The following is a 22234-nucleotide window of genomic DNA, read 5'->3' as shown; positions in this document are numbered from 1 at the left end:
ATATCACACCTTCACAATTCGTTCTAGAAACTCTTTATTCTGCTCAAAATCCATATAAATGAGCGGTTCTGCAAATAGTGTAGGCATTCGTTTTTGATATTTCTTCCTTAATTTTTTATTAATGGTATCAAAAAGTAACGCTTTTGAAATTCCCTTAATTACATATTGTTTTGATCCTTGTAACTCATGATCACTATTGAGTTCATATAGCTCCTTCTCTCCTATAGACGCTTGTGCAACAAACTTATTTTCAAGTAAATAAATAGTTATTTCTCTTGCTTGAGCAGCGCTGTGTGCTACTACATTTAATAACATCATACCTCAACTACTTTAAAAATTCTTCTTTAAAATTATCACAATAAACAGTAAAACACGTTAAAAGCGAGTTAAACTATTTATTATTAATAGTATTACTATTAATTTTGAAACTAAATATATTAGACAATGGAACGATTACTTCAAAATCTAAAGATTAACGTACACGAAAAACTATATGTAAAAGATCCTGAATCTTCAGATTTAGGAAAGCGTATTGTTGAGAACAGTATCATTTTAATAGGCGAACTAGGCTTTGAAGAATTCACATTTAAAAAACTGGGAATTCATATAGGTTCTAATGAGAGCTCTATCTATCGTTATTTTGAAAATAAGCACAAGTTATTATTGTACTTAACAAGTTGGTATTGGGGATGGATGGAATATCGTTTAGTATTCTCTACAGCGGCACTTAATGATTCTAAGCAAAAGTTACAGAGAGCATTAGAAGTTGTGACGCAAGTAATTCAAGAAGATTCTAACTTTTCTCATATTAATGAAGTAGTCCTTAGTAAAATTATTATTAGTGAGTATTCCAAATCATATCTCACAAAAGAGGTAGATGCCGAAAATAAAGAAGGATATTTTTTAATCTATAAGCGCTTAGTAACCCGCTTACGCGAAATTATTCATGACGTAAACCCTTCCTACCCATATCCAGCTAGTTTAGCCAGTACGGTTCTAGAAGGCACGTTGCATCAACATTTCTTAAAGGAGCATTTTACCTCGATCACAGACTGTGATGACACCATATCTCCTACCGATTATTTTACGCATTTAGTATACAATACATTAAATTTAAAATAACATGGCAAAAACTGTTCTTACAGCTACCCAACGTCTTACTGGTTTATTACAATTAGATCGAAAAGATATCAAACAAATTATTTTTTATGCCATTTTTGCGGGAATAGTAAGTTTATCACTTCCCTTAGGAATACAAGCCATTATCAATCTTCTTCAAGGAGCACAAATGAGTACCTCTTGGGTAATACTCGTAGTCCTAGTAACCATAGGAACCATATTTGTAGGCGCATTACAACTCATGCAGATGCGTATTCTGGAGAATGTACAGCAAAAACTATTTACACGTTCTTCCTTTGAGTTTGCGTATCGATTTCCGAAAATCAAAATGAGCGAATTAAGTAATTACTATCCGCCAGAGTTAGCCAATCGTTTTTTTGACACACTTACTATCCAAAAAAGTTTGCCAAAGATATTGATAGATTTCCCAGCGGCTATTTTACAAATTACATTTGGATTACTATTACTATCCTTTTACCACCCATTTTTTATCATCTATGGCGTGCTTCTTATCTTCTTAGTATACCTCGTATTTAAGTTTACAGTACAAAAAGGATTGGATACGAGTCTAGACGAATCACAACAAAAATATAAGGTAGCCCATTGGATTCAGGAAATTGCGAGGACGATTACTAGTTTTAAACTTTCTGGGCAAACCTCTTTAGCACTTGAAAAAAACGACAAGCTGGTTTTAGAATATTTAAGAGCACGTGAAAGTCACTTTAAAATTCTAGTGCTTCAATTCATGCAGATGGTTGGTTTTAAAGTACTCGTTACCGCAGGTCTATTAATTATAGGAGGTATTCTAGTGCTGAACCAACAAATGAATATTGGGCAGTTTGTAGCAGCAGAAATTATTATTCTTTTGGTCATTAGTTCTGTCGAAAAACTCATTACTGGATTAGAATCTGTATATGACGTACTTACCTCTCTTGAAAAAATAGGCCAAGTGGTAGACAAAGAATTAGAAGCACAAGATGGTGACAAACCGCTAGATAATAATACCCCATTAACCGTCGAGCTAAAAGACATACGTTATAATGGTATTATAAAGGACATCTCTCTTACGCTTGAACCAGGACAAAATTACATCGTACAAGGACCTCAAGGTTCTGGCAAAACAACCTTATTACGTCTTATCGCAGGGATCTATGAACCAAGCGCGGGTGATATTTTTATTAATGATAGATCCTTAAAAAGTATACACCTTAACCATTATAGATCTTATATAGGGCAATCGCTAAATGAAGAATCGCCTTTTGAAGGAACGCTTAAAGAAAATATCACCTTTGGAGATAACTCTATTACAGAAAAACAAATTGATTGGGCGATAGAAAAAACGGGACTTTCCAGTTTTATTAAAACACAAGAAAAAGGATTACAAACGATTATTTATCCTGAAGGAAGGCAAATACCCTACACCATTGCAAAGAAAATTGTATTGGCACGTAGTATCATTCGTAAACCAAAGTTATTAATCCTTAAAGACCCTCTCGATCATTTTAGCGAAAGCGAAGCAGATAAACTCATTGAATTTTTAGCAGGAAAAGAACATCCTTGGACGCTGCTAGTGGTAAGCCAAAACCCTAAATGGAAACAGTTTTGTCATAATCATATTATTGTAGAAAAAGGAGCAATCATAAAAAAATAAGAACCATGCTTAATATTGCCGAAAATAAACTCAATAAGACAGTCAGCCTTAAAGAATACAAGGCGGTATCTAAGGTAATGCATAAAAAACATTTTAAGCATTTCAATAGATTTTTACTGACCTTCTCTTTCATAGGCCTCATTATATTATTTCTTCCTTGGACTCAAAATATCACAGGAAAAGGATACCTCACCACCCTACGCCCTGAACAACGTGCTACTACGGTACAATCGCCTATTCCTGGGCGTATAGAAAAGTGGTATGTACAAGAAGGAGACTACGTAAGTAAAGGAGATACTATCATGCATATTTCTGAAATAAAAAATGAGTATTTCGATCCTAATTTGATTGCTAGAACTGAGCAACAAATCAATTCGAAAACGGGTGCTGTCTCTGCATATCAAGGAAAAGTAAATGCACTTAACAACCAGATTGTTGCATTACAGAGAGAACGTACTCTTAAATTAGAACAGGCACGTAATAAATTATTACAAGCTAATCTTAAAGTTCAGAGTGATAGTATAGATCTGGAAGCGGCTAAGACCAATCTCATGATTGCTGAACGTCAATTTAACCGTACAGAACAATTACAAGCAGAAGGTCTTAAGGCTACGAAAGATGTAGAAGACAAACGTTTAAAATTGCAAGAGACTCAAGCCAAACTCATTTCTCAGAAAAATAAATTATTGACTAGCAAGAATAATGTCATTAATGCTCAAGTAGAAATCACCCGCGTTCAAGCTGCGTATACAGATAAGATTTCTAAAGCGCAAAGTGACAAGTTTACAGCATCTTCCAGTGGGTTTGATGCTGAAGCACAAGTAACAAAACTTGAAAATTCGCTGTCCAATTACCAGATTCGAAATAGCTTGTACTATGTGCGTGCACCACAAAGTGGTTATATAAACAAAGCGATTAAAGCTGGAGTTGGAGAGACCTTTAAAGAGGGAGATAAACTTATTAATATCATGCCAGACAATGCAGATCTTGCGGTAGAGATGTATATCAACCCTATAGATTTACCACTAGCACACAAAGGAAGTGATGTTCGTATTCAGTTTGATGGATGGCCTGCTATTATCTTTAGCGGATGGCCTAATGTATCTACTGGAACGTATGCAGGTAAGATTGTTGCTGTAGAAACCTTTATCAGTGACAATGGAAAATACAGATTACTCATTGCACCAGATCCAAATGAAGAGCCATGGCCAAAAGCACTTCGCGCAGGATCGGGAGCTCGTTCTATTGCATTATTAGAGGATGTTCCTATCTGGTTTGAGCTATGGAGACAACTCAATGGGTTCCCTCCTAATTATTATCAAGCAGATTCATCAACTACAAAGACAGCATCAAAATGATGAAAACAGTGTTGTATACATTTGTGTTTCTTTTAGGGTCCGCTTTCGCGAAAGCGCAAACACCTACCCTACAAGAAGTAGAAAAAATATTAGGCTTTGAAGAGTACCTAGGCTATGTAAAACAATTCCATCCTATTGTAAAGCAGGCAGAATTAGTACTTACAGAAGGACAAGCCAATGTATTAAAAGCTCGTGGTGGTTTTGATCCAAAACTAGTTGCAGATTACAGTCGTAAAGACTTTAAGGATCTTGAGTATTACGATATTCTAGATGCAAAACTTAAAATACCTACGTGGTACGGTATCGAGTTAAAAGCTGGGTTTGAACGTAACGAGGGCGTTTTTCTAAATCCAGAAAGAAATGTTCCAGAAGAAGGGCTTTTTGCTGCAGGAGTTTCTATAGATATTGCACAAGGGCTATGGATTAATGATCGTATGGCTACTTTGCGTAAAGCAAAATTCTTTAGACAACAAACACAAGCAGATCGTGACTTGTTAGTTAACCAAGTGATTTACGATGCTTCTTTGGCATATTTTAATTGGCTACAGGCCTATCAAGATGCCATCACTTTTGAACAGTTTGTAAGTAATGCACAATTACGATATGATGGAATTCAAAAAGGTGTAGAAGTTGGAGAAAATGCAGCTATAGATGCTACAGAAGCCCTAATATCATTACAAAACCGACAGTTAAGTCTTGAGCAAGCACAAGTCACTTTGTTTAATGCAGGCATGCGGCTTTCAAATTTCTTATGGTTGAATAGTAATACACCCCTAGAGTTAGAGGATAATGTAATCCCTAATTTGAATATCAAAAGTGAAGTAGATATTTCATTACAAATTGCAGGACAATCACTAGAAACATTTACAATAGGGAATCATCCAAAGCTACAATCACTAAATCTAAAATTAGAAGGATTACAGGTAGATCGTACCCTAAAGGCAAATAAATTGTTACCAAAATTAAAACTGGAGTATAACTTTCTTACCTCAACGCCTGATATAGGTAATAGCTTTTTGGCAAATCAATATAAAGGAGGAGTTAATTTTAGTTTTCCATTATTTTTAAGAAAAGAGCGTGGGGATTTAAAACTTTCAAAACTTAAAATACGTGATGCAGAGCTAGACTTAATAGCGACAGAAACGAATATACAGAATAGTGTAAAAGCAATCTATCAAGAGCTAGATTCGTATACAAGACAAAATACGCTTATTACTGATATTGTTACCAATTATCAAGTATTACTTACTGGAGAAGAGCGTAAATTTGAATTAGGGGAAAGTTCTATATTCCTAGTAAACTCTCGTGAAAAAAGCCTTATAGATGCTTATTTAAAAAGAAATAAGACACAAAATGGATTCTTAAAAGCAAAAGCAAAACTCTTTAAAAGTATAGGAGTACGACCAGTTTTATAATATTCTTTTAACCTAGACCATAGAAAGTAAATTCTAATAGCTACCAACTTCAAAATTGATTGAAGATTAACGATTGTTGATTGTTGATTGTTGATTTTTAAAAGGGAGCAACTGTATAAAAAACTAATGACTAACAGCTACCGACTATCAGCTAACAGCTAAACACGTTTAGCAATACGATCTTTTGCAAGTTGTAAGATCGTGTGAAACTGATCTTCTATATTGGTTTCTGTATTATCTATTTCAATAGCATCTGCTGCTTTAACCAATGGAGAATCTTTGCGTGTTGTATCTATGGTATCACGTTCTATTACATTACTTAACACCGATGCATAGGTAATGGAGTCGCCACGCTCTAGTAGTTCATTATAACGCCTTTTAGCACGTTCTTCAGCGCTAGCCGTCATAAATATTTTAAGTTCGGCATTAGGGAAAACAACCGTACCTATATCACGACCATCCATCACAATACCCTTCTCCTCGCCCATACGTTGTTGTTGTTCTACTAATTTTGCGCGTACCTCTGAGACTGTCGCAACTGGGCTTACAAAAGAAGAAACTTCTAATGTTCTGATGAGGCTCTCTACGTTTTCACCATTCAGACATACCTCTGCTTTTCCTGTAGAGGGGTTTTTCACGAAAGTGATAGTAATAGCATCTAGTTTTTTAATAAGCTGTTCTTTATCAAAAAAACCATCACTAATCAATCCTTTTCGCATTGCAAATAAGGTTACTGCACGATACATCGCACCGGTATCTACATAGATATACTCAAGCCAATCGGCTAGTTGTTTTGCTACCGTACTTTTTCCTGTGGATGAATATCCGTCTATGGCAATAGTAATTTTCACGAAAGTGCAATTAAGACTGCGAAAGTAAAAATTAGAAATGGAGGGATAAAATATTATGGTGTTTTATTACAAAACAAAATATTACTGCAAATCAATATTCAGTCCAAACAAACTACTAGAAGCTACACTATTAAAACGTGCATAGGCGTAGTTAAAGCGTATTTTATTGATCTTAATTCCAATACCTGCGCTAATTCCAGCAAAGCTTCGTTGGTTGATAATACGTAATTCTTCACTACGTCTAAAGTTATAACCTAATCGGATATTGAAACCACTTCGAGGGAACAGTTCAACTCCTACAATGGTATGACGAATAACATTATCTAAAAATCCTATCTCTTCTCCCGTCGTATTTCCATCAAGATCTGTAATACCTCTTGCTTCATTTTCAAAAGCGATATTCCATAATTGAAGATTCTCAAAAGTAAGATGCCATCGTACAGGTACATTAGGTACAATCTGAGAAATTCCAGCGTCTATTTCTAATGGTAATTTTTCAAAAGTGTCTACATAGGGAGTAATCTGTGTTCCTAGATTACGAACAACAGCAGCGATATTAAGATCCCATTTTTCGTAATTATAAATAAATCCAAGGTCGGTTGCTACTCCTACAGATGTAAACTCTTCCAGTTTAGAAGTAATAAATTTTACATTGGCTCCTATATGAAAATCTGTACGGGGAATATTTACAGCATATCCAAAAGATAAAGCTGCTTCTCCTCCTCCAAAATCTCCTGTTGGATTTCCATTTTCATCTCTCCCATCAAATGTTCCGTAATTAATGTATGTAATTCCTGCATGAATTACTTGTGTACGTCTATCCCATAAATACGCATAACTTGCTGTACCGTAATTGATATCTGCTAGGAAATTGACATAATTTACAGACAATTGATTGTCCATCCTATAATTAATCGTTGCCGGATTATATAGGGCAGAGTCAGGGTCATAATCATAATTTGTGATTACTTTACCTCCTAATGCTGCTTGTCTAGGTGATGTAGATAAATTTAGAAATTGATACGTAGCACGACCTCCTAACTGCGCATGACAAAGAGTAGATATTAAAAATAGTAAGAAGAATAAATATTTCTGCATGCAACTTATCTAGTCTTTATAGACTATCTTTTTTTTAGGATACGCAATGTACTATTTCAAAACGCATACAAGTATAATATATTTTGATAGGAGCGTAAAATATAAAGGACGAGAATATATTCTCGTCCTTACATTTATAATGTATATTAAAAAATTAAAGCTTTTTAGCATTCTTTACTTTTTGTTTTGTAAGCGCTAATTCTAAAACTTCGCTCATATCTTTTACGTAATGAAACGTAAGTCCTTTAAGATATTCTTCTTTAATCTCTTCGATATCTCTTCGGTTTTGCTCACACAATAATATTTCTTTAATTTTTGCGCGTTTAGCTGCAAGAATTTTTTCTTTAATTCCGCCTACAGGCAATACTTTTCCGCGTAAAGTAATTTCTCCTGTCATCGCGATACTCTTCTTTACTTTACGTTGTGTATATAAAGATACTAATGACGTAAGCATTGTAATTCCCGCACTAGGTCCATCTTTAGGTGTTGCTCCTTCTGGTACGTGAATGTGTACATTATATGCATCTAATATCTCAGGTTTTAATCCTAGCATTTCTGCATTTGCCTTGATATACTCCATGGCAATAGTTGCACTCTCCTTCATTACCTTTCCTAGGTTTCCTGTAATAGAAAGTAATCCTTTTCCTTTAGATAAGGCAGATTCTATAAATAAGATATCACCACCTACGCGTGTCCAAGCAAGTCCTGTTACAACGCCAGCTACATCATTATTTTCGTATTTACCACGTTCTAAACGAGGAGCTCCTAATACTTCTATAATCGCATCATTGGTAACTTTAACATCATAGTCTTCTTCCATGGCGATATTTTTAGCGCCATAACGTACCATTTTTGCTATTTGCTTTTCAAGACCACGTACACCTGACTCACGTGTATAGCCTTCTACGATTTTTTCAAGTTGCGGTTTTGCAATTTTAAGTTGGGTATCATTCATACCGTGCTCTCCTAATTGCTTTGGTAACAAATGACGTTTTCCTATTTCTACCTTCTCCTCGATTGTATATCCAGTTACATTAATGATTTCCATACGATCACGTAATGCGGGTTGAATGGTATTTAAGCTATTAGAAGTTGCAATAAACATCACCTTAGAAAGATCAAATCCCATTTCTAAGAAGTTGTCATAAAACTCACTATTCTGCTCTGGGTCTAATACTTCTAATAAAGCCGATGAAGGATCTCCTTGATGACCTGCACTTAATTTATCAATCTCATCAAGTACAAATACGGGATTACTCGTTCCTGCTTTTTTAAGACTTTGAATAATACGGCCAGGCATCGCACCAATATATGTTTTACGGTGCCCTCTTATCTCTGCTTCATCACGTAACCCACCTAAACTCATACGTACATACTCTCTTCCTAACGCCTCTGCAATAGATTTACCCAAGGACGTTTTACCAACCCCAGGAGGTCCATACAAACATAAAATAGGTGATTTCATATCATTACGAAGCTTTAAAACAGCTAGGTATTCTATGATACGACGTTTTACATCGTCAAGACCATAATGATCACGGTCTAATATTTTCTTTGCGCGTTTTAAATCAAACTTATCGGTACTAAACTCATTCCACGGTAAGTCTAAGAATAAGTCTAAGTAATTACGCTGTATACTATACTCAGCAACTTGCGGATTCATACGTTGCATCTTCGCAAGTTCTTTCTTAAAATGCTTTGCTACTTTTTCATCCCACTTCTTATCCTTAGAACGCATGCGCATTTCTTCAATCTCATCTTCAGAAGAAACTCCACCCAATTCTTCTTGAATGGTTTTCATTTGTTGATGTAAGAAATACTCACGTTGTTGCTGACTCATGTCACTTTGCACCTTACTCTGGATATCATTTTTAAGTTCCAGTTTCTGGCGCTCCATATCCATAAACTTAAGCGTCTCTAAAGCACGTTTATGAAGATCATTTACTTCTAACAGTTGTTGCTTTTCAGTAACTGTTAGGTTCATATTAGAGCTCACAAAGTTGATCAGAAATGAATTACTCTCAATATTCTTAATCGCAAAAGAGGCTTCTGAAGGAATATTAGGAGAATCCTGAATAATTTGTAGTGATAAATCACGTATAGAATCTATCGCTGCTTTAAACTCTTTGTTGTTTTTTGCAGGTCGTTTTTCTGGATACTCAGCAATACGTGCCATCATATATGGCTTTTCTGAAGTGACCTCTGTAATTTCAAAACGTTTTTTCCCCTGAATAATCACCGTTACATTTCCATCTGGCATTTTAAGCACTCGTAAAATACGAGCAACTACACCCACCTTATGAATATCGTCTGCTGTTGGGTTTTCTACTTCTTCATCTTTCTGAGCAACCACCCCTACAATCTTCCCGCCTTTATTTGCTTCATCTATTAACTTAATAGACGTGTCTCTTCCCGCTGAAATAGGAATCACTACTCCTGGAAAAAGTACCATATTACGCAATGGTAAAATAGGAATACTTACAGGAAGTTCTTCTTTATTAATTGCCTCTTCATCTTCAGGAGTCATTAAGGGAATTAACTCTGCATCTCCATCTATATCCTGCAATGACAATCTGTCAAGTGTTGTGAATTTTGATTTCGCCATATTATATATACGTCATAATGTCACATTCCTGATCCATTAGACCTTTTGTTTTTTTTATTAATTACCAGTGTATTGTACTTCTCTCTATAAAAACCAATACATATACACGATTTCTATCTATACTTAGACAATTCTTATGCCAGTCTACTACTTTTAAAAAGTCTTTTTACGCTTTCGCGAAAAGCAATTCTGTCACTATTCCCATTCTTTTTCTCATAAAACATGTATGTAATTTATAAAAGACTAAAAGAAAAAAAACACCGTAACATCTTTAAATACGATAGCTTCACTATCTTTAATGGAGTACAACAAAACTACATTTTAAATATTTTTTCACGAAAGTGTAACAATTTAAAAAAGCGCGCATCTTTATAACAGAAGTAACCAAAAATATAAAGTGACACTAACCAATCGCGATATTACTGATCTCCTTCCTATGTGTAAACGTGGAGAGCAAAGTGCACAACTAGAAGTGTACAACCGCTATTACAAAGCAATGTATAATACAGCATTGCATATTGTAAAAGATACCGCCGAAGCAGAAGATGTCATGCAAGAAGCTTTCCTCAATGCATTTACAAAATTAGATAGCTTTAAAGGAGAAGCCTCATTTGGGAGTTGGTTAAAGCGTATCGTGGTGAACAAAAGCTTAAATAGCTATCAACGTTCAAAACGACTAGACGAAACACCGCTAGAAGATCATTTATACCGTATTGAAGATGAAGCTGACGGTATTGCAGAAGCTGACTTAAGTCAAGTGAAAGCACAACAAGTTTTAAGAGCCATGGATAATCTTAAAGATAATTATAGACAAGCATTATCCCTACACCTCATCGAAGGATATGATTATGAAGAGATGAGTACTATATTAAATGTAAGCTATGCCAATTGTAGAACGGTAGTTTCTAGAGCAAAAGATAGTTTACGCAAATTATTAAATAATGATGAAGAAGGACGATATAGAACAACTATTTGATCGATTAGAAGGTCAGCTTAGTACAAAAGAACCAAGCACCGACCATCAAACACGATTTTTAGAAAAATTACAGAGTACGCAACCTGTAAAAGAAACTCCTGTTCGTAAACTTAACTGGTGGAAACCACTAGCGGTTGCAGCAAGTCTTGCTTTAGTGTTTATGGTTTCACTTACGTGGAATACAAATCCAGATGCAAAAGAACTTGCCGATGTATCTCCAGAAATGGAACAAACACAACAATTCTTTACGCAGACTATAGAAAAAGAATTGTTCGAAATTAATGCGCAAGCAACCCCAGAAACACAGGCAGTTATAGATGATGCCATTAAAAGACTAGGAGATCTTGAAGCTGATTATAACAACTTAAAAAGTGACCTTGCTGAAAGTGGTCAAGACAAGAGAGTTATTTATGCGATGATCAATAATTTTCAAAATAGAATAGATCTTCTAGAACAAGTATTAGAGCATATAGATGCTATTAAAAATTTAAATGAATTAAAAGCTTCAACGTTGTAAGAAGCCTTGATTATATACATACTATGAAAACAAAAATTTACACACTATTATTTATTTTAATCTCTATACCTACAGTTGCATTAGCATACAATGGTTTTAAAGGTCGTTATACCAAAGAGAAGAAAGTAAAAAAAGAGTTTACAGTAAATCCAGATGCGCGTCTTAAAATTGAGAATAGCTACGGTAATGTAAATATCACTTCTTGGAACGAAAATAAAACGGTTATTGAAGTTTTTATTAAGACAAATGGAAATAACGAAGAAAGAGTACAAGAAAAACTAGACGATATTGATGTTGTGTTTGATGATAGTGCAGGTCTTGTAAGTGCTGTTACTAAATTCAATAAAGGTGGAGGACGCTCATGGTGGAAAAGCTGGAGAAACAGTAATGTCAATATGGAAGTACGCTATGAAGTAAAAGTTCCTGTAACAAATGATCTAGATATTAGTAACGATTATGGCGGGATTAGTATTAATGAGACAAAAGGAAATGCCAAAATAAGCTGTGATTATGGAAAGTTATCTATAGGAAAGTTATTAGGAGATAATAGTAGCTTAAGTTTTGATTACACTAATAATTCTACCATTGAGTATATGAAAAGTGGTCGTATCAATGCAGACTATTCAAGTTTTAATCTAGAAGGTGCTGAAAAAGTAGATTTAAATGCTGATTACTCAAGAAGCGAAATAGGAAATGTAAATGATCTTAATTATGTATGTGATTATGGGAAGTTACAAATTGGAACTGTAGGAGAACTTACCGGACGAGGAGATCATTTAACAACCACATTTGAGACGGTGCAAGGAAATGTAAATCTCAATACAAATTATGGTTCTGTACGTATCAATGAGCTTGGAGCAAATGCTGGAGATGTGATCATCCAAAGTGATTATACTGGCATCAAGTTAGGATATAATCAACAATACTCATTTACATTTAATATCTCTCTGGAATATGCAGGCCTTGGCGGTAAAGACGGTTTAGAGATCACAAAACAACGTATCGACTCTTCAGACAAATACTACGAAGGATACCATGGAGATGCAAATAGTCAAAATAATATTAATATCAACTCTGAATATGGAGGAGTTACATTCACTAAAATATAAATCAATCTAAAAATCAAACATTATGAAAAAAGTAATCACAATCTGTCTTATTCTAGTATCTGCTATTCAAGTACAAGCACAATGGTGGGGCAAAGGAGTTAAAGGAAATGGTAATATCACAACCATCACTCGTTCTGTTGGGACGTATGATGAAGTAAATGTAGGAGGCTCTTTTGATGTAGAACTTGTTGCAGGTACAGAAGGTTCTATTACTATTGAAGGAGATAGTAATTTATTAGAATATATCGTTACTGAAGTAAGAGGAAATGCTCTTAAAATTAAAGTAGAAAATAATAAAAATATCCGTGCTTCAAAAAAGATTAAAATCACAGTTCCTTTTCAGGATTTAAATGAAGTTACCTTAGCAGGATCTGGAGATGTGGTATCAAGAGATGTTATCAAAGCGACTAATTTTAAAACATCTGTTGCTGGTTCTGGAGACCTTACACTACAACTAGATGTAAATACTGTAGATGCAAGTGTTGCCGGTTCTGGAGATCTTACATTAAAAGGAAATAGTAGAGATATAGAAGCGAGTGTTGCAGGTTCTGGAGAAGTACATGCAAAAGACTTAAAAGCAGATAATGCTTATGTTAGTGTTGCAGGTTCTGGAGATGTAGCTGTATACTGTAGTAAAAGCATCAAAGCCCGTGTAAGCGGATCTGGAGATGTAGACTATTATGGAAACCCTGATAAGCAGGACACGAAAGTTTCTGGTTCTGGAAATATCAAAATGCAATAAGCAACCTTGAACACCAAAAAAAGCGCTCTTTATGAGCGCTTTTTTTTGGACTATAGTTTTATTACTTTTTCTGCATTAAAATGATAATGCTCATTTTGACCAATATACCCTAATTGATTTGTAATCATTTGTGTGTTTCCTATCTTAAAATCTTTGAGATTCCTATGACTATGTCCATACACCCAATAATCGATTGTATTGCTTAAAATAAAGTTTGTTTTTTCTACACAAAACGCATCATTTAGCAAACTGCCTTTAAACTCATCTGCATTGCACAATCTACTAGGCAAATGATGTGTCACCACGATCTTCTTCCCTTCTTTTTTGACTTCCTTCTTTATAAAATCAAAACACGCTTCATGAATCTCATTAAAGTGATTTACTGTAAACTTCTCATTGTTAAATTGTATTTTTCTAAAATCTGTCATCCCTCGCATAACAGCTAGAATATGTTTTTGAATGTTAGACCATAGGGTTGAAAAAACAAATAAAACTCCGTTTATATTTTCAGAATAATTATTGACTAGAAAGACATTATCCATTATAGATTCATGAGTAGATTCTAATGCTGTAGCCACATTATATCCTCCATAATATTCATGATTTCCAGGCACAATGTATACTGCCTTAAAATCGTCAGCTACTTTTTTTATAAAGTCTAGTGTTTTTATTTTTTCATCTAAATAAAATGTATCTCCTGCAATTAGAAGTATTTCTGCTTTGGGTACTAAAGGGTGTTCCCTTATCCAATGACGGTTTTGTATAAACTCTAAGTGTAAATCTGAACAAACTTGTACAAGCATTTTATTATGGTATAAAAAAAGAGGCGGTAAAAACCGCCTCTTTTTCATTTAAGTATATAAACAGTTTTATATTTCGATATCTATGATTCCTCCAGTAATGTTTATTACATCTCCATCTGCATTCATCATAGGGCCACTAAATGTTCCTATAATTACTTCGCCATCATTTTGAGTAATCTCATTTATAAATTGAGGGTCACCACTCAATACAGGATTATACATTACCCCATCTATAGTTAATACTATATTTTGAAGTACATTTTCTCCTGTTTGTAATAATGTTACTGAAAATTCAAAAGTATCTCCCGTATCTACATCGGTTGCTGTTACTTCAAACGTAGAGCCATTAATAGGCGCTTCTGCTACATTAAAGTTTTTGAATTCTTCATCTATCGTCATTTGTACAGGTCCTGGATCTTCTGGAATAGAACAATCACCAAGTTCATCTACAATGGCTTGTAAGCTTCCGTCTGGGTCTCCACAAATTATAATTTGGTCTTGTAATGCTAATGAGTAATTTCCACAAGCTTCTACATATGCTGCTTCATCAGTAATATCTGTCATATTAAATATGGCAAGCGCTTCTTCGGTAGCTGTAGTAGCATCTGCACATTCTTGATCAACACAATTTAATCCGTTAATGATATTTTGAATACTTCCATCGGCATCACCACATGCAGCGATTTGAGCTTGTAATGCGATTGTATAGGCGTTACATAAAGCAACTTCATTTTCTGGAGTAGCATTTTCAAATGCTGTTTGTGCAGTTGCAGCGTTAGCCGTAGCTGTTGTACAATTATTTGTCATATCTGCACAACCATTAAGAAGTGTCATTGCTGCCATTACAGAAGCATCAGTGGTATCAACTCCACAAGCAAACACAAAGTTATCTAAGGCTGTTGATAATGCAGCACATGCAGCCGCTGAATTGGCTGGATCTGCATTTTGAAGCTCTAAAGAAGCTTGTTGAAAAGCTGTTAAAGCTGCCTGACACTCTGGTGAGTCATCTATAACTATTTCTTGTCCATCTGGTGTTGTAAAGAATTCTCCTTCTAATTGTTCATCATCACATGAAATACATGTAATGACAAAACATAATAATAGAAAGGGTAGATAGTAGGATATTTTTTTCATGCTAATTGTAGGTTTGTAAACTTCTAACGCAAACATAAGTAAAATATTCTACTCTGTTTTATTAAAATGTACCAATATAGGGTGTATAGCTAGTTGTATATGCTTTCGCGAAAGCGTACCATGCATCATTACCTTACTTATCTTCTACTTTAGGTACTCTTTTTAATAACAATACCCCAACACCGAAAAACACAATTAAAAAGATAATAGAATAGCGCATACTTCCTGTAAGTTCTTGCATTCCCAAGAACATAAGCATTCCAAATACAATTCCTATTTTTTCTGAAACATCGTAAAAACTAAAATAGGATGTGGTATCATCTGTTTCTGGAAGGAATTTTGCGTAGGTAGATCTCGAAAGCGCTTGTACGCCTCCCATTACAAGACCTACAACTCCTGCTGTTATGTAAAATTGTATCGGTGTGTAAACAAAAAATGCCCATGCACAAATAGCAATCCAAATCACATTAATCACAATTAGCGCTTTTACATTTCCTATACGTGCAGATAACTTTGATGTTAAAAAAGCACCGCCTACGGCTACTAGTTGAATAAGTAAGATGCTAATAATTAGCCCTAATGTTTTATCTGTAGTACCCCAATCTAATTCTTCAGCTCCAAAATATGAAGCGGCTAGCATAACAGTTTGCACTCCCATACTATATACAAAAAAGGCAATTAAGTATGATTTTAAACGAGGTTTATGCTGCATTTCAGACCATATTGCTTTGAGCTCTCTAAAGCCTTGATAAAATATATCTTTAGATAGTTTACCTTCACTTTTATTTCCTTTCGGTAAATAGAGGTAGGTATACTGGCTAAAGACAATCCACCAAATACCTGTAAGCACAAATGAAAATCGCATCATTTCTACTCTTTCTTCGTCAGTCTCTTGTCCCATTACCATGATGAGACATATTACAAGAAGAATAACACTTCCTATATATCCCATAGAAAACCCTTTGGCGCTGATACTATCATGCTGATCTACATGGGCGATATCTGGCAAGTATGAATTATAAAACACTAGACTTCCCCAGAAACCTATGAGTGCCAATAGGTACAACGTAAGACCAAGAAAGATATGCTCTACATAAAAAAAACTTAACCCTATCGTACTAAAGGCACCTAAGTAGCAAAAGAATTTTAAGAAAAATTTCTTGTTTCCTAAAAAATCAGCAACTCCTGATAGTAAAGGGGATATAATAGCTACAATGGAAAACGCAACCGCGGTGGTTCCGAAAATCAAAGAACTACTTTTCCAATCTTTTCCAAATACTTCTACTGTTTCCTGTCCTATCTCTGAAAATATAGCGTCATAAAAAATAGGGAAAATCGCAGATGCAATGACCAAACTGTATACTGAGTTTGCCCAATCATAAAATGCCCAAGCATTTAAAAGTTTTTTATCTCCTTTTTGTAATAGTGTCTTCATCCTACTAAAATAAGAAAGCTACACGATTGTGTAGCTTTCTTAAGAATATATTATTGATAATTTTATTTATTTGAACGAAGTCACTCCAAATTTTGCTGCTTCTTGTTTTGCAAAAGGTGCTTTTGCTGTAAGGTTTGCAATTCTAGAATCATTAGAAGGGTGTGTGCTTAGTATTTGTGGTGGTGCTTGTCCTCCACTAGCAGCTTTCATACGTTGCCATAATTTTGCTGCTTCATCTGGATTGTATCCTGCAATGGCAGCAATCACAATTCCAATTTCATCGGCTTGTGTTTCATGAGAACGGCTAAAAGGTAACATTCCTCCCAATTGTGATGCCAAACCATAAGCTTGCATCCATGTAGCTTGTTGTTCTTGACTTTGTCCTGCAACACCTGTACCTACAGCAACTCCAACAGCTCCTATCTGTTGTAATTGAGCAGCACTCATACGTTGTGCTCCATGATCTGCTAGTGCATGTGCTAATTCATGCCCCATTACCATAGCAAGTCCTGTTTCTGTTTGAGTTATAGGTAAAATACCTGTATACACTACAATTTTGCCACCGGGCATACACCAAGCATTTACGGCATCATCTTGTACGAGATTATATTCCCATCGATAATCCTTAAGGTATCCTGGTTCTCCTAATGAAGTAAGGTATCGCTCTGCAGCAACTGCAATTTTTTCTCCTACACTCTTCACCATATTTGCATCTACTGTTCCAGTAATTACATTATTCTCTGATAGAAATTGATCATATTGCTGAAAAGCCATTGGAAATAACTGATCGTTACTTACAAAATTTAAGGTTTTCTTACCTGTAAAAGGGCTTGTTTTACAAGCACATACTAATACTATCGTTAATATAAGTGTGAATAATTGCTTTGTCTTCATGGTCATTGATTTTAAGTACTATAAAGTTACAAATTATCTGCAATCCCAGAAATATGAAGCTCTGTAAAATTCTTTGGTACGATCAAAGAACAAGTTTCATCGTCGTACTGTACACTTTCAAGCGATACTTGCGTATTATCTAATTCAATGTCTTTTATTTTAAAAGGCAACCCAATCAAGTGAATTCTATAAGTATCGTATGGTGTAACATAGGTTCCTCGTTTGTGTTGTTGTATGATCCAGTCACTTTCTCTACCAGACATTTTAAAGGTTCTGAAACTATAGCGCTCTTTGGTATAATCGTATCCATCTTGTGCATCTTCATACACATTAGATTGATTTTTCCCTAAGGCATAATACACCTCTAATTCTATTTGTTCTAGCTTCTTCTCTCCTACATATTGTTGTATTGGATATTTTGGAATAATAGCCCCAGCTTTTACAAATAATGGCATACTATCTACGTCTGCATCTACCCATTGTTCTTTGCCTCCTTCTACTGGAAGTTTACTCCAGTAGTTGTACCAAGTGCCTCTTGGAATGTACATACGTCTTCCCTTAGCATTAGGTTCTAATACAGGGCAAACTAAAATTTGGTGTCCAAACACAAACTCATCGGTTCTATAGTGTGTTTGCGGGTCATCCTGATCAAAGTATACAAGTGGTTTTAATAATGGGGTACCATTTTGAGTATACTCATAAAACATGGTATATAAATACGGTAATAATCTATATCGTAAGTTAATAAACTTACGTGCTATATCGGTCACACCTGGATCAAATGCCCAAGGTTCTTGATCTCCGTGATGTCCTGAAGAATGTGTTCTACAAAATGGATGAAAAACACCTAATTGAATCCATCGTGCATATAACTCTCCTGTAGGTTGTTCTGCAAATCCTCCAATATCGGTTCCTGTAAATGACATTCCAGAAATACACATACGTTGTACTTGGATATTAGCTACCCATAAATGTTCCCAGCTTGCAATATTATCCCCTGTCCAAGAGGAGGTATAACGTTGTGCCCCACTATATGCCGAACGTGTGATCACAAACGGACGTTTTGGATAGGCAAATTTCTTTACGCCTTCATAGGTAGCGCGTGCCATTTGAGTTCCATAGATATTATGTGCTTTACGATGACTACAAGGGTTTCCATCATAATCATGTCTTACATCTGGTGGAAATGTCTTGCCTGGTACTTCCATCACTGCAGGTTCATTCATATCATTCCACACTCCTTTTACTCCTATCTCGCTTATTAATTCTTTAAAAAGACCTGCCCACCATGTACGCACTTTAGGGTTTGTATAATCTGGAAAATTACACTCTCCTGGCCATACTTTTCCTTTCATATAGGGACCATCGGCGCGTTTACAGAAGTAATCATTTTCTACTCCTTCATTATACACACTATAATCCTTATCTATTTTAATACCTGGATCTATAATAACAATGGTTTTAAACCCATCATCAGCAAGTTCTTTTACCATGCGCTTTGGGTCTGGAAAATATTCCTTATTCCAAGTAAAGCATCTAAAACCATCCATATAATCAATGTCTAGATAGATACCATCACAAGGAATCTGAAGTTCTCTAAACTTGGCTGCTATTTCTTTTACATTACTTTCTGGATAATAACTCCATTTACATTGTTGGTATCCTAATGCCCATAATGGTGGCATTTCTGGAACTCCAGTAAGATTGGTATAACTTTTTACCACTTCTGGCATACTAGGGCCATAGATAAAGTAATAATTCATTTCGCCTCCTTGTGCCCAAAAACTTGTCACATCCATACGTTCGTGACAAAAGTCAAAAAAGGTTCTAAAGGTATTATCAAAGAATACTCCGTAGGCTTTCTTCTTATTTAATCCGATGTAAAAAGGAACACTTTTATAAATAGGGTCTTGATCTTTTCCAAAAGCATATTGATCTGTCGCCCAATTTTGCACACGTTTTCCTCTCAAGTTCATATGCATTGGTTTATCACCTAATCCATAATAACTCTCGGCATGTTGTGCTTTTTTACTCATCTTAACGATGTTTCCACCATATTCAAAGCTTTCTTCGTAATGAAAACCAAGTTCGTCTTCATTTATAATATTCCCTTCTAAGTCATAGATTTTTGCTTGAAGACTTAGTTTTTCTATATGGACAACGAGTTTTGATGTTGTCACTATATAATTCAGGTCATTACTCATTACTTCTAAATGATTGTATCCTCTATTGGCACCTTCATCTATAGCATATGAGAAGTCATTTTCAAAAGCGCCTCCTGTTGCATATCTAAATCTGATAACACTATCTCTTAATACCGTAAGTTGTAAAATAACAAGATTCTCTGTTTTAAAATACAGCGTATCTACCTCTTTATTAAAATCTATAATTTGATTAGGAAATTGGTTCCCTTTTTGTTGTAATTCTGTATTAATGATCATAGGATCCTTATTTTTAAATTCAAATAAACACTATCTATTCAAAAGAAGAAAATTAATTATGATAAGTTATTAACGCTAACGTTTTCGTAGCGTAATTAATAGTGTTTTGTCTGGTTTTTTGGGTGAATTATACGCTTTCGCGAAAGCGTATACAGTATTATTTGCAAAATTTTTATGCCTTTAATTCCAATACAATTCCTGCCAATGGCGGCACTACAATTTCGATAGAATGTGTCTTCCCATTCCATGATGTTTTAGAAACTTTGAGTTTTTTATTATGATAATCTCCTGTTCCTCCATATATGGATGCATCACTATTGAATACTTCTTGAATGTTTCCATTTTTAGGAACTCCAATACGATAAGCTGTACGTGGTACGGGTGTCATATTAAATACTCCAATCACTAATGTATCTGGATCATTTCCTTTACGGATATAGCTTAAAACTGCATTTTCATCATCATCATGCGCTACCCATTCAAAACCATCGGCTTCAAACTGTTTTTCGTACAATGCGGGTATTGTTTGGTATAGATGATTTAAATCTGCTACTGTTTTCTGTATGCCTTTATGGATATCATATTGTAATACATACCAATCTAATTGTTCTTCAAAATTCCATTCAGATCCTTGTCCAAACTCGCTACCCATAAAGAGAAGCTTCCCTCCCGGATGGGTATACATATAGGTATATAAAAGTCTAAGGTTTGCAAAGCGTTGCCACTCATCACCTGGCATACGGCCTAAAATAGATTGTTTACCATATACCACCTCATCATGTGATAAGGGAAGCATAAAGTTTTCTGTAAACCCGTAGGTCATACTAAAACTAATCTCATTGTGATGATGATTTCTATAAAGTGTATCTCTTTTAAAATAAGATAATGTATCGTGCATCCATCCCATCATCCATTTCATTCCAAATCCTAAACCACCTGAAAATACAGGTTTACTCACCATAGGGAAACTCGTAGATTCTTCGGCAATGGTTTGTACATCTGGAAAACTAGCATATACTTCTTGGTTGAGTTCTTTTAAAAAACTAATGACTGCTAGATTTTCTCTTCCTCCTTGGTCATTTGGCTCCCACTCACCTTCTTCTCTACTATAATCTAAATATAACATAGAGGCTACAGCATCTACTCGTAATCCATCTATGTGATATTGATCTAGCCAGAAGAGTGCATTACTTATTAAAAACGAGCGTACTTCGTTACGTTCATAATTAAAGATTAATGACTTCCAATCGGGATGGTATCCTTTACGACGGTCTGGATGTTCATAACAGGCCGTACCATCAAAATTTCCTAATCCGTGGGCATCTTCTGGAAAATGGGAAGGCACCCAATCCAGAATAACACCAATATCATTTTGGTGAAATGCATCAATAAGTGTCATTAATTCTTCAGGATATCCAAATCGGGATGTCGGTGCAAAATAACCTGTAAGTTGGTATCCCCAACTAGGGTCATATGGATATTCCATAATAGGCATAAACTCTACGTGTGTGAAGTTCATTTCTTTTACATAAGCAACTAATTCTGTAGCAAGTTCTGAATAACTTAAGCTTCTATTATTCTCTTCGGTTTTTCGTTTCCAAGAGCCTACATGCAATTCATATACAGAAAAAGGGGCATTTAAACTATTGTGCTTATGACGCTTTTGCATCCAATCTTGATCTTTCCAAACGTGATCTGTGCTGTAAATAATGGAAGCTGTTTTAGGAGGATGCTCTGCGCGTCTTGCAAATGGATCTGCTTTTTCTGTAACAATCCCATCGTGATTTGAATGAATCTTGTACTTATAGGTATCACTATGCCCTACATTAGGGATAAATCCTTCCCAGATACCACTTGAGTCCCATCGCACTTGTAACAGATGTTCACCATCTTTCCAATGATTAAAATCACCTATAACCGAAACTTGATTTGCGCTTGGTGCCCATACTGCAAAGTAGGTACCCTTTATACCATCTACCGTACAGATATGCGAACCCATTTTTTCGTGTAAACGGAAATGTTTTCCAGCTTTAAAAAGTGAAATATCAAAGTCTGTAAACAGACTGTAGCTTTGTACGTTACTCAT

General features: G+C 35.2%; 18 protein-coding genes. 8 read left to right on the top strand and 10 right to left on the bottom strand.

Going from position 1 to position 22234, the window contains the following annotated elements; translation table 11 throughout:
- Nucleotides 1-3: 3 nt before the first annotated feature.
- On the bottom strand, nucleotides 4-318 hold the full coding sequence (locus CHB80_RS10805; RefSeq protein ID WP_143337107.1) for a hypothetical protein: 315 nt from the start codon (nucleotides 316-318) through the stop codon (nucleotides 4-6).
- Nucleotides 319-444: 126 nt separating this feature from the next.
- Here CHB80_RS10805 and CHB80_RS10800 point away from each other — a divergent pair, with 126 nt between their 5' ends.
- From CHB80_RS10800 to CHB80_RS10785, 4 genes are read left to right on the top strand one after another with little or no spacing between them, the layout of a single operon-like run.
- Nucleotides 445-1122 carry a TetR/AcrR family transcriptional regulator gene (locus CHB80_RS10800; RefSeq protein WP_089371483.1) on the top strand — a complete coding sequence of 226 codons (678 nt, stop codon included), beginning with the start codon at nucleotides 445-447 and terminating at the stop codon, nucleotides 1120-1122.
- Nucleotide 1123: 1 nt separating this feature from the next.
- On the top strand, nucleotides 1124-2770 hold the full coding sequence (locus CHB80_RS10795) for a peptidase domain-containing ABC transporter (RefSeq protein WP_089371482.1): 1647 nt from the start codon (nucleotides 1124-1126) through the stop codon (nucleotides 2768-2770).
- 5 nt (nucleotides 2771-2775) lie between these two features.
- Nucleotides 2776-4128 (top strand): HlyD family secretion protein, encoded by a 1353-nt coding sequence (locus CHB80_RS10790; RefSeq protein ID WP_089371481.1) that lies wholly within the window; start codon nucleotides 2776-2778, stop codon nucleotides 4126-4128.
- Nucleotides 4125-5543: a TolC family protein gene (locus tag CHB80_RS10785; protein WP_308489039.1), complete on the top strand. Its 1419-nt coding sequence runs from the start codon at nucleotides 4125-4127 to the stop codon at nucleotides 5541-5543. The genes CHB80_RS10790 and CHB80_RS10785 overlap by 4 nt, the downstream gene beginning before the upstream one ends.
- A gap of 158 nt (nucleotides 5544-5701) precedes the next feature.
- Here CHB80_RS10785 and cmk read toward each other — a convergent pair whose 3' ends face one another.
- From cmk to lon, 3 genes are all read right to left on the bottom strand, one after another.
- Nucleotides 5702-6394, bottom strand: coding sequence for a (d)CMP kinase (gene cmk / locus CHB80_RS10780; protein WP_089371479.1), 693 nt, complete (start codon nucleotides 6392-6394; stop codon nucleotides 5702-5704).
- A gap of 81 nt (nucleotides 6395-6475) precedes the next feature.
- Nucleotides 6476-7492, bottom strand: a complete 1017-nt coding sequence (porQ, locus tag CHB80_RS10775) for a type IX secretion system protein PorQ (RefSeq protein ID WP_089371478.1) — start codon at nucleotides 7490-7492, stop codon at nucleotides 6476-6478.
- 154 nt (nucleotides 7493-7646) lie between these two features.
- Nucleotides 7647-10097 (bottom strand): endopeptidase La, encoded by a 2451-nt coding sequence (lon, locus tag CHB80_RS10770; RefSeq protein ID WP_089371477.1) that lies wholly within the window; start codon nucleotides 10095-10097, stop codon nucleotides 7647-7649.
- Between the two features lie 397 nt (nucleotides 10098-10494).
- Between lon and CHB80_RS10765 the strand changes: the two genes are divergently transcribed.
- From CHB80_RS10765 to CHB80_RS10750, 4 genes are read left to right on the top strand one after another with little or no spacing between them, the layout of a single operon-like run.
- On the top strand, nucleotides 10495-11073 hold the full coding sequence (locus CHB80_RS10765; protein ID WP_143337106.1) for an RNA polymerase sigma factor: 579 nt from the start codon (nucleotides 10495-10497) through the stop codon (nucleotides 11071-11073).
- Nucleotides 11039-11590, top strand: coding sequence for a hypothetical protein (locus CHB80_RS10760; RefSeq protein WP_229746836.1), 552 nt, complete (start codon nucleotides 11039-11041; stop codon nucleotides 11588-11590). The genes CHB80_RS10765 and CHB80_RS10760 overlap by 35 nt, the downstream gene beginning before the upstream one ends.
- 23 nt (nucleotides 11591-11613) lie before the next feature.
- Nucleotides 11614-12699, top strand: a complete 1086-nt coding sequence (locus tag CHB80_RS10755) for a hypothetical protein (protein ID WP_089371475.1) — start codon at nucleotides 11614-11616, stop codon at nucleotides 12697-12699.
- Nucleotides 12700-12721: 22 nt separating this feature from the next.
- Nucleotides 12722-13441 (top strand): head GIN domain-containing protein, encoded by a 720-nt coding sequence (locus tag CHB80_RS10750; RefSeq protein WP_089371474.1) that lies wholly within the window; start codon nucleotides 12722-12724, stop codon nucleotides 13439-13441.
- A gap of 50 nt (nucleotides 13442-13491) precedes the next feature.
- Here CHB80_RS10750 and CHB80_RS10745 read toward each other — a convergent pair whose 3' ends face one another.
- The 6 genes from CHB80_RS10745 to glgB form a co-directional block, all read right to left on the bottom strand.
- On the bottom strand, nucleotides 13492-14244 hold the full coding sequence (locus CHB80_RS10745; protein ID WP_179218133.1) for a metallophosphoesterase: 753 nt from the start codon (nucleotides 14242-14244) through the stop codon (nucleotides 13492-13494).
- A 66-nt stretch (nucleotides 14245-14310) separates the two neighbouring features.
- Complete coding sequence (locus tag CHB80_RS10740; protein WP_143337105.1) at nucleotides 14311-15378, bottom strand: hypothetical protein; 1068 nt, start codon at nucleotides 15376-15378, stop codon at nucleotides 14311-14313.
- Between the two features lie 133 nt (nucleotides 15379-15511).
- Nucleotides 15512-16813 (bottom strand): MFS transporter, encoded by a 1302-nt coding sequence (locus tag CHB80_RS10735; RefSeq protein ID WP_089371471.1) that lies wholly within the window; start codon nucleotides 16811-16813, stop codon nucleotides 15512-15514.
- A 66-nt stretch (nucleotides 16814-16879) separates the two neighbouring features.
- Nucleotides 16880-17707, bottom strand: coding sequence for a M48 family metallopeptidase (locus CHB80_RS10730; RefSeq protein WP_089371470.1), 828 nt, complete (start codon nucleotides 17705-17707; stop codon nucleotides 16880-16882).
- 26 nt (nucleotides 17708-17733) lie between these two features.
- Nucleotides 17734-20148, bottom strand: coding sequence for a glycoside hydrolase family 31 protein (locus CHB80_RS10725; RefSeq protein ID WP_089371469.1), 2415 nt, complete (start codon nucleotides 20146-20148; stop codon nucleotides 17734-17736).
- A gap of 172 nt (nucleotides 20149-20320) precedes the next feature.
- Complete coding sequence (gene glgB / locus CHB80_RS10720; RefSeq protein WP_089371468.1) at nucleotides 20321-22234, bottom strand: 1,4-alpha-glucan branching protein GlgB; 1914 nt, start codon at nucleotides 22232-22234, stop codon at nucleotides 20321-20323.

The sequence above is a fragment of the Dokdonia pacifica genome (assembly GCF_900188275.1).
Lineage (GTDB): Bacteria > Bacteroidota > Bacteroidia > Flavobacteriales > Flavobacteriaceae > Dokdonia > Dokdonia pacifica.
Note: the sequence above shows the minus strand (reverse complement) of the source record. Positions and strands in the feature narration are given on the sequence as shown.

Bases quoted from the DNA above. Each gene is read 5' to 3' on its own strand.
- CHB80_RS10805 (WP_143337107.1), bottom strand. From the start codon at position 318: ATGATGTTATTAAATGTAGTAGCACACAGCGCTGCTCAAGCAAGAGAA.
- CHB80_RS10800 (WP_089371483.1), top strand. From the start codon at position 445: ATGGAACGATTACTTCAAAATCTAAAGATTAACGTACACGAAAAACTA.
- CHB80_RS10795 (WP_089371482.1), top strand. From the start codon at position 1,124: ATGGCAAAAACTGTTCTTACAGCTACCCAACGTCTTACTGGTTTATTA.
- CHB80_RS10790 (WP_089371481.1), top strand. From the start codon at position 2,776: ATGCTTAATATTGCCGAAAATAAACTCAATAAGACAGTCAGCCTTAAA.
- CHB80_RS10785 (WP_308489039.1), top strand. From the start codon at position 4,125: ATGATGAAAACAGTGTTGTATACATTTGTGTTTCTTTTAGGGTCCGCT.
- porQ (WP_089371478.1), bottom strand. From the start codon at position 7,492: ATGCAGAAATATTTATTCTTCTTACTATTTTTAATATCTACTCTTTGT.
- lon (WP_089371477.1), bottom strand. From the start codon at position 10,097: ATGGCGAAATCAAAATTCACAACACTTGACAGATTGTCATTGCAGGAT.
- CHB80_RS10760 (WP_229746836.1), top strand. From the start codon at position 11,039: ATGATGAAGAAGGACGATATAGAACAACTATTTGATCGATTAGAAGGT.
- CHB80_RS10755 (WP_089371475.1), top strand. From the start codon at position 11,614: ATGAAAACAAAAATTTACACACTATTATTTATTTTAATCTCTATACCT.
- CHB80_RS10750 (WP_089371474.1), top strand. From the start codon at position 12,722: ATGAAAAAAGTAATCACAATCTGTCTTATTCTAGTATCTGCTATTCAA.
- CHB80_RS10745 (WP_179218133.1), bottom strand. From the start codon at position 14,244: ATGCTTGTACAAGTTTGTTCAGATTTACACTTAGAGTTTATACAAAAC.
- CHB80_RS10740 (WP_143337105.1), bottom strand. From the start codon at position 15,378: ATGAAAAAAATATCCTACTATCTACCCTTTCTATTATTATGTTTTGTC.
- CHB80_RS10735 (WP_089371471.1), bottom strand. From the start codon at position 16,813: ATGAAGACACTATTACAAAAAGGAGATAAAAAACTTTTAAATGCTTGG.
- CHB80_RS10730 (WP_089371470.1), bottom strand. From the start codon at position 17,707: ATGAAGACAAAGCAATTATTCACACTTATATTAACGATAGTATTAGTA.
- CHB80_RS10725 (WP_089371469.1), bottom strand. From the start codon at position 20,148: ATGATCATTAATACAGAATTACAACAAAAAGGGAACCAATTTCCTAAT.
- glgB (WP_089371468.1), bottom strand. From the start codon at position 22,234: ATGAGTAACGTACAAAGCTACAGTCTGTTTACAGACTTTGATATTTCA.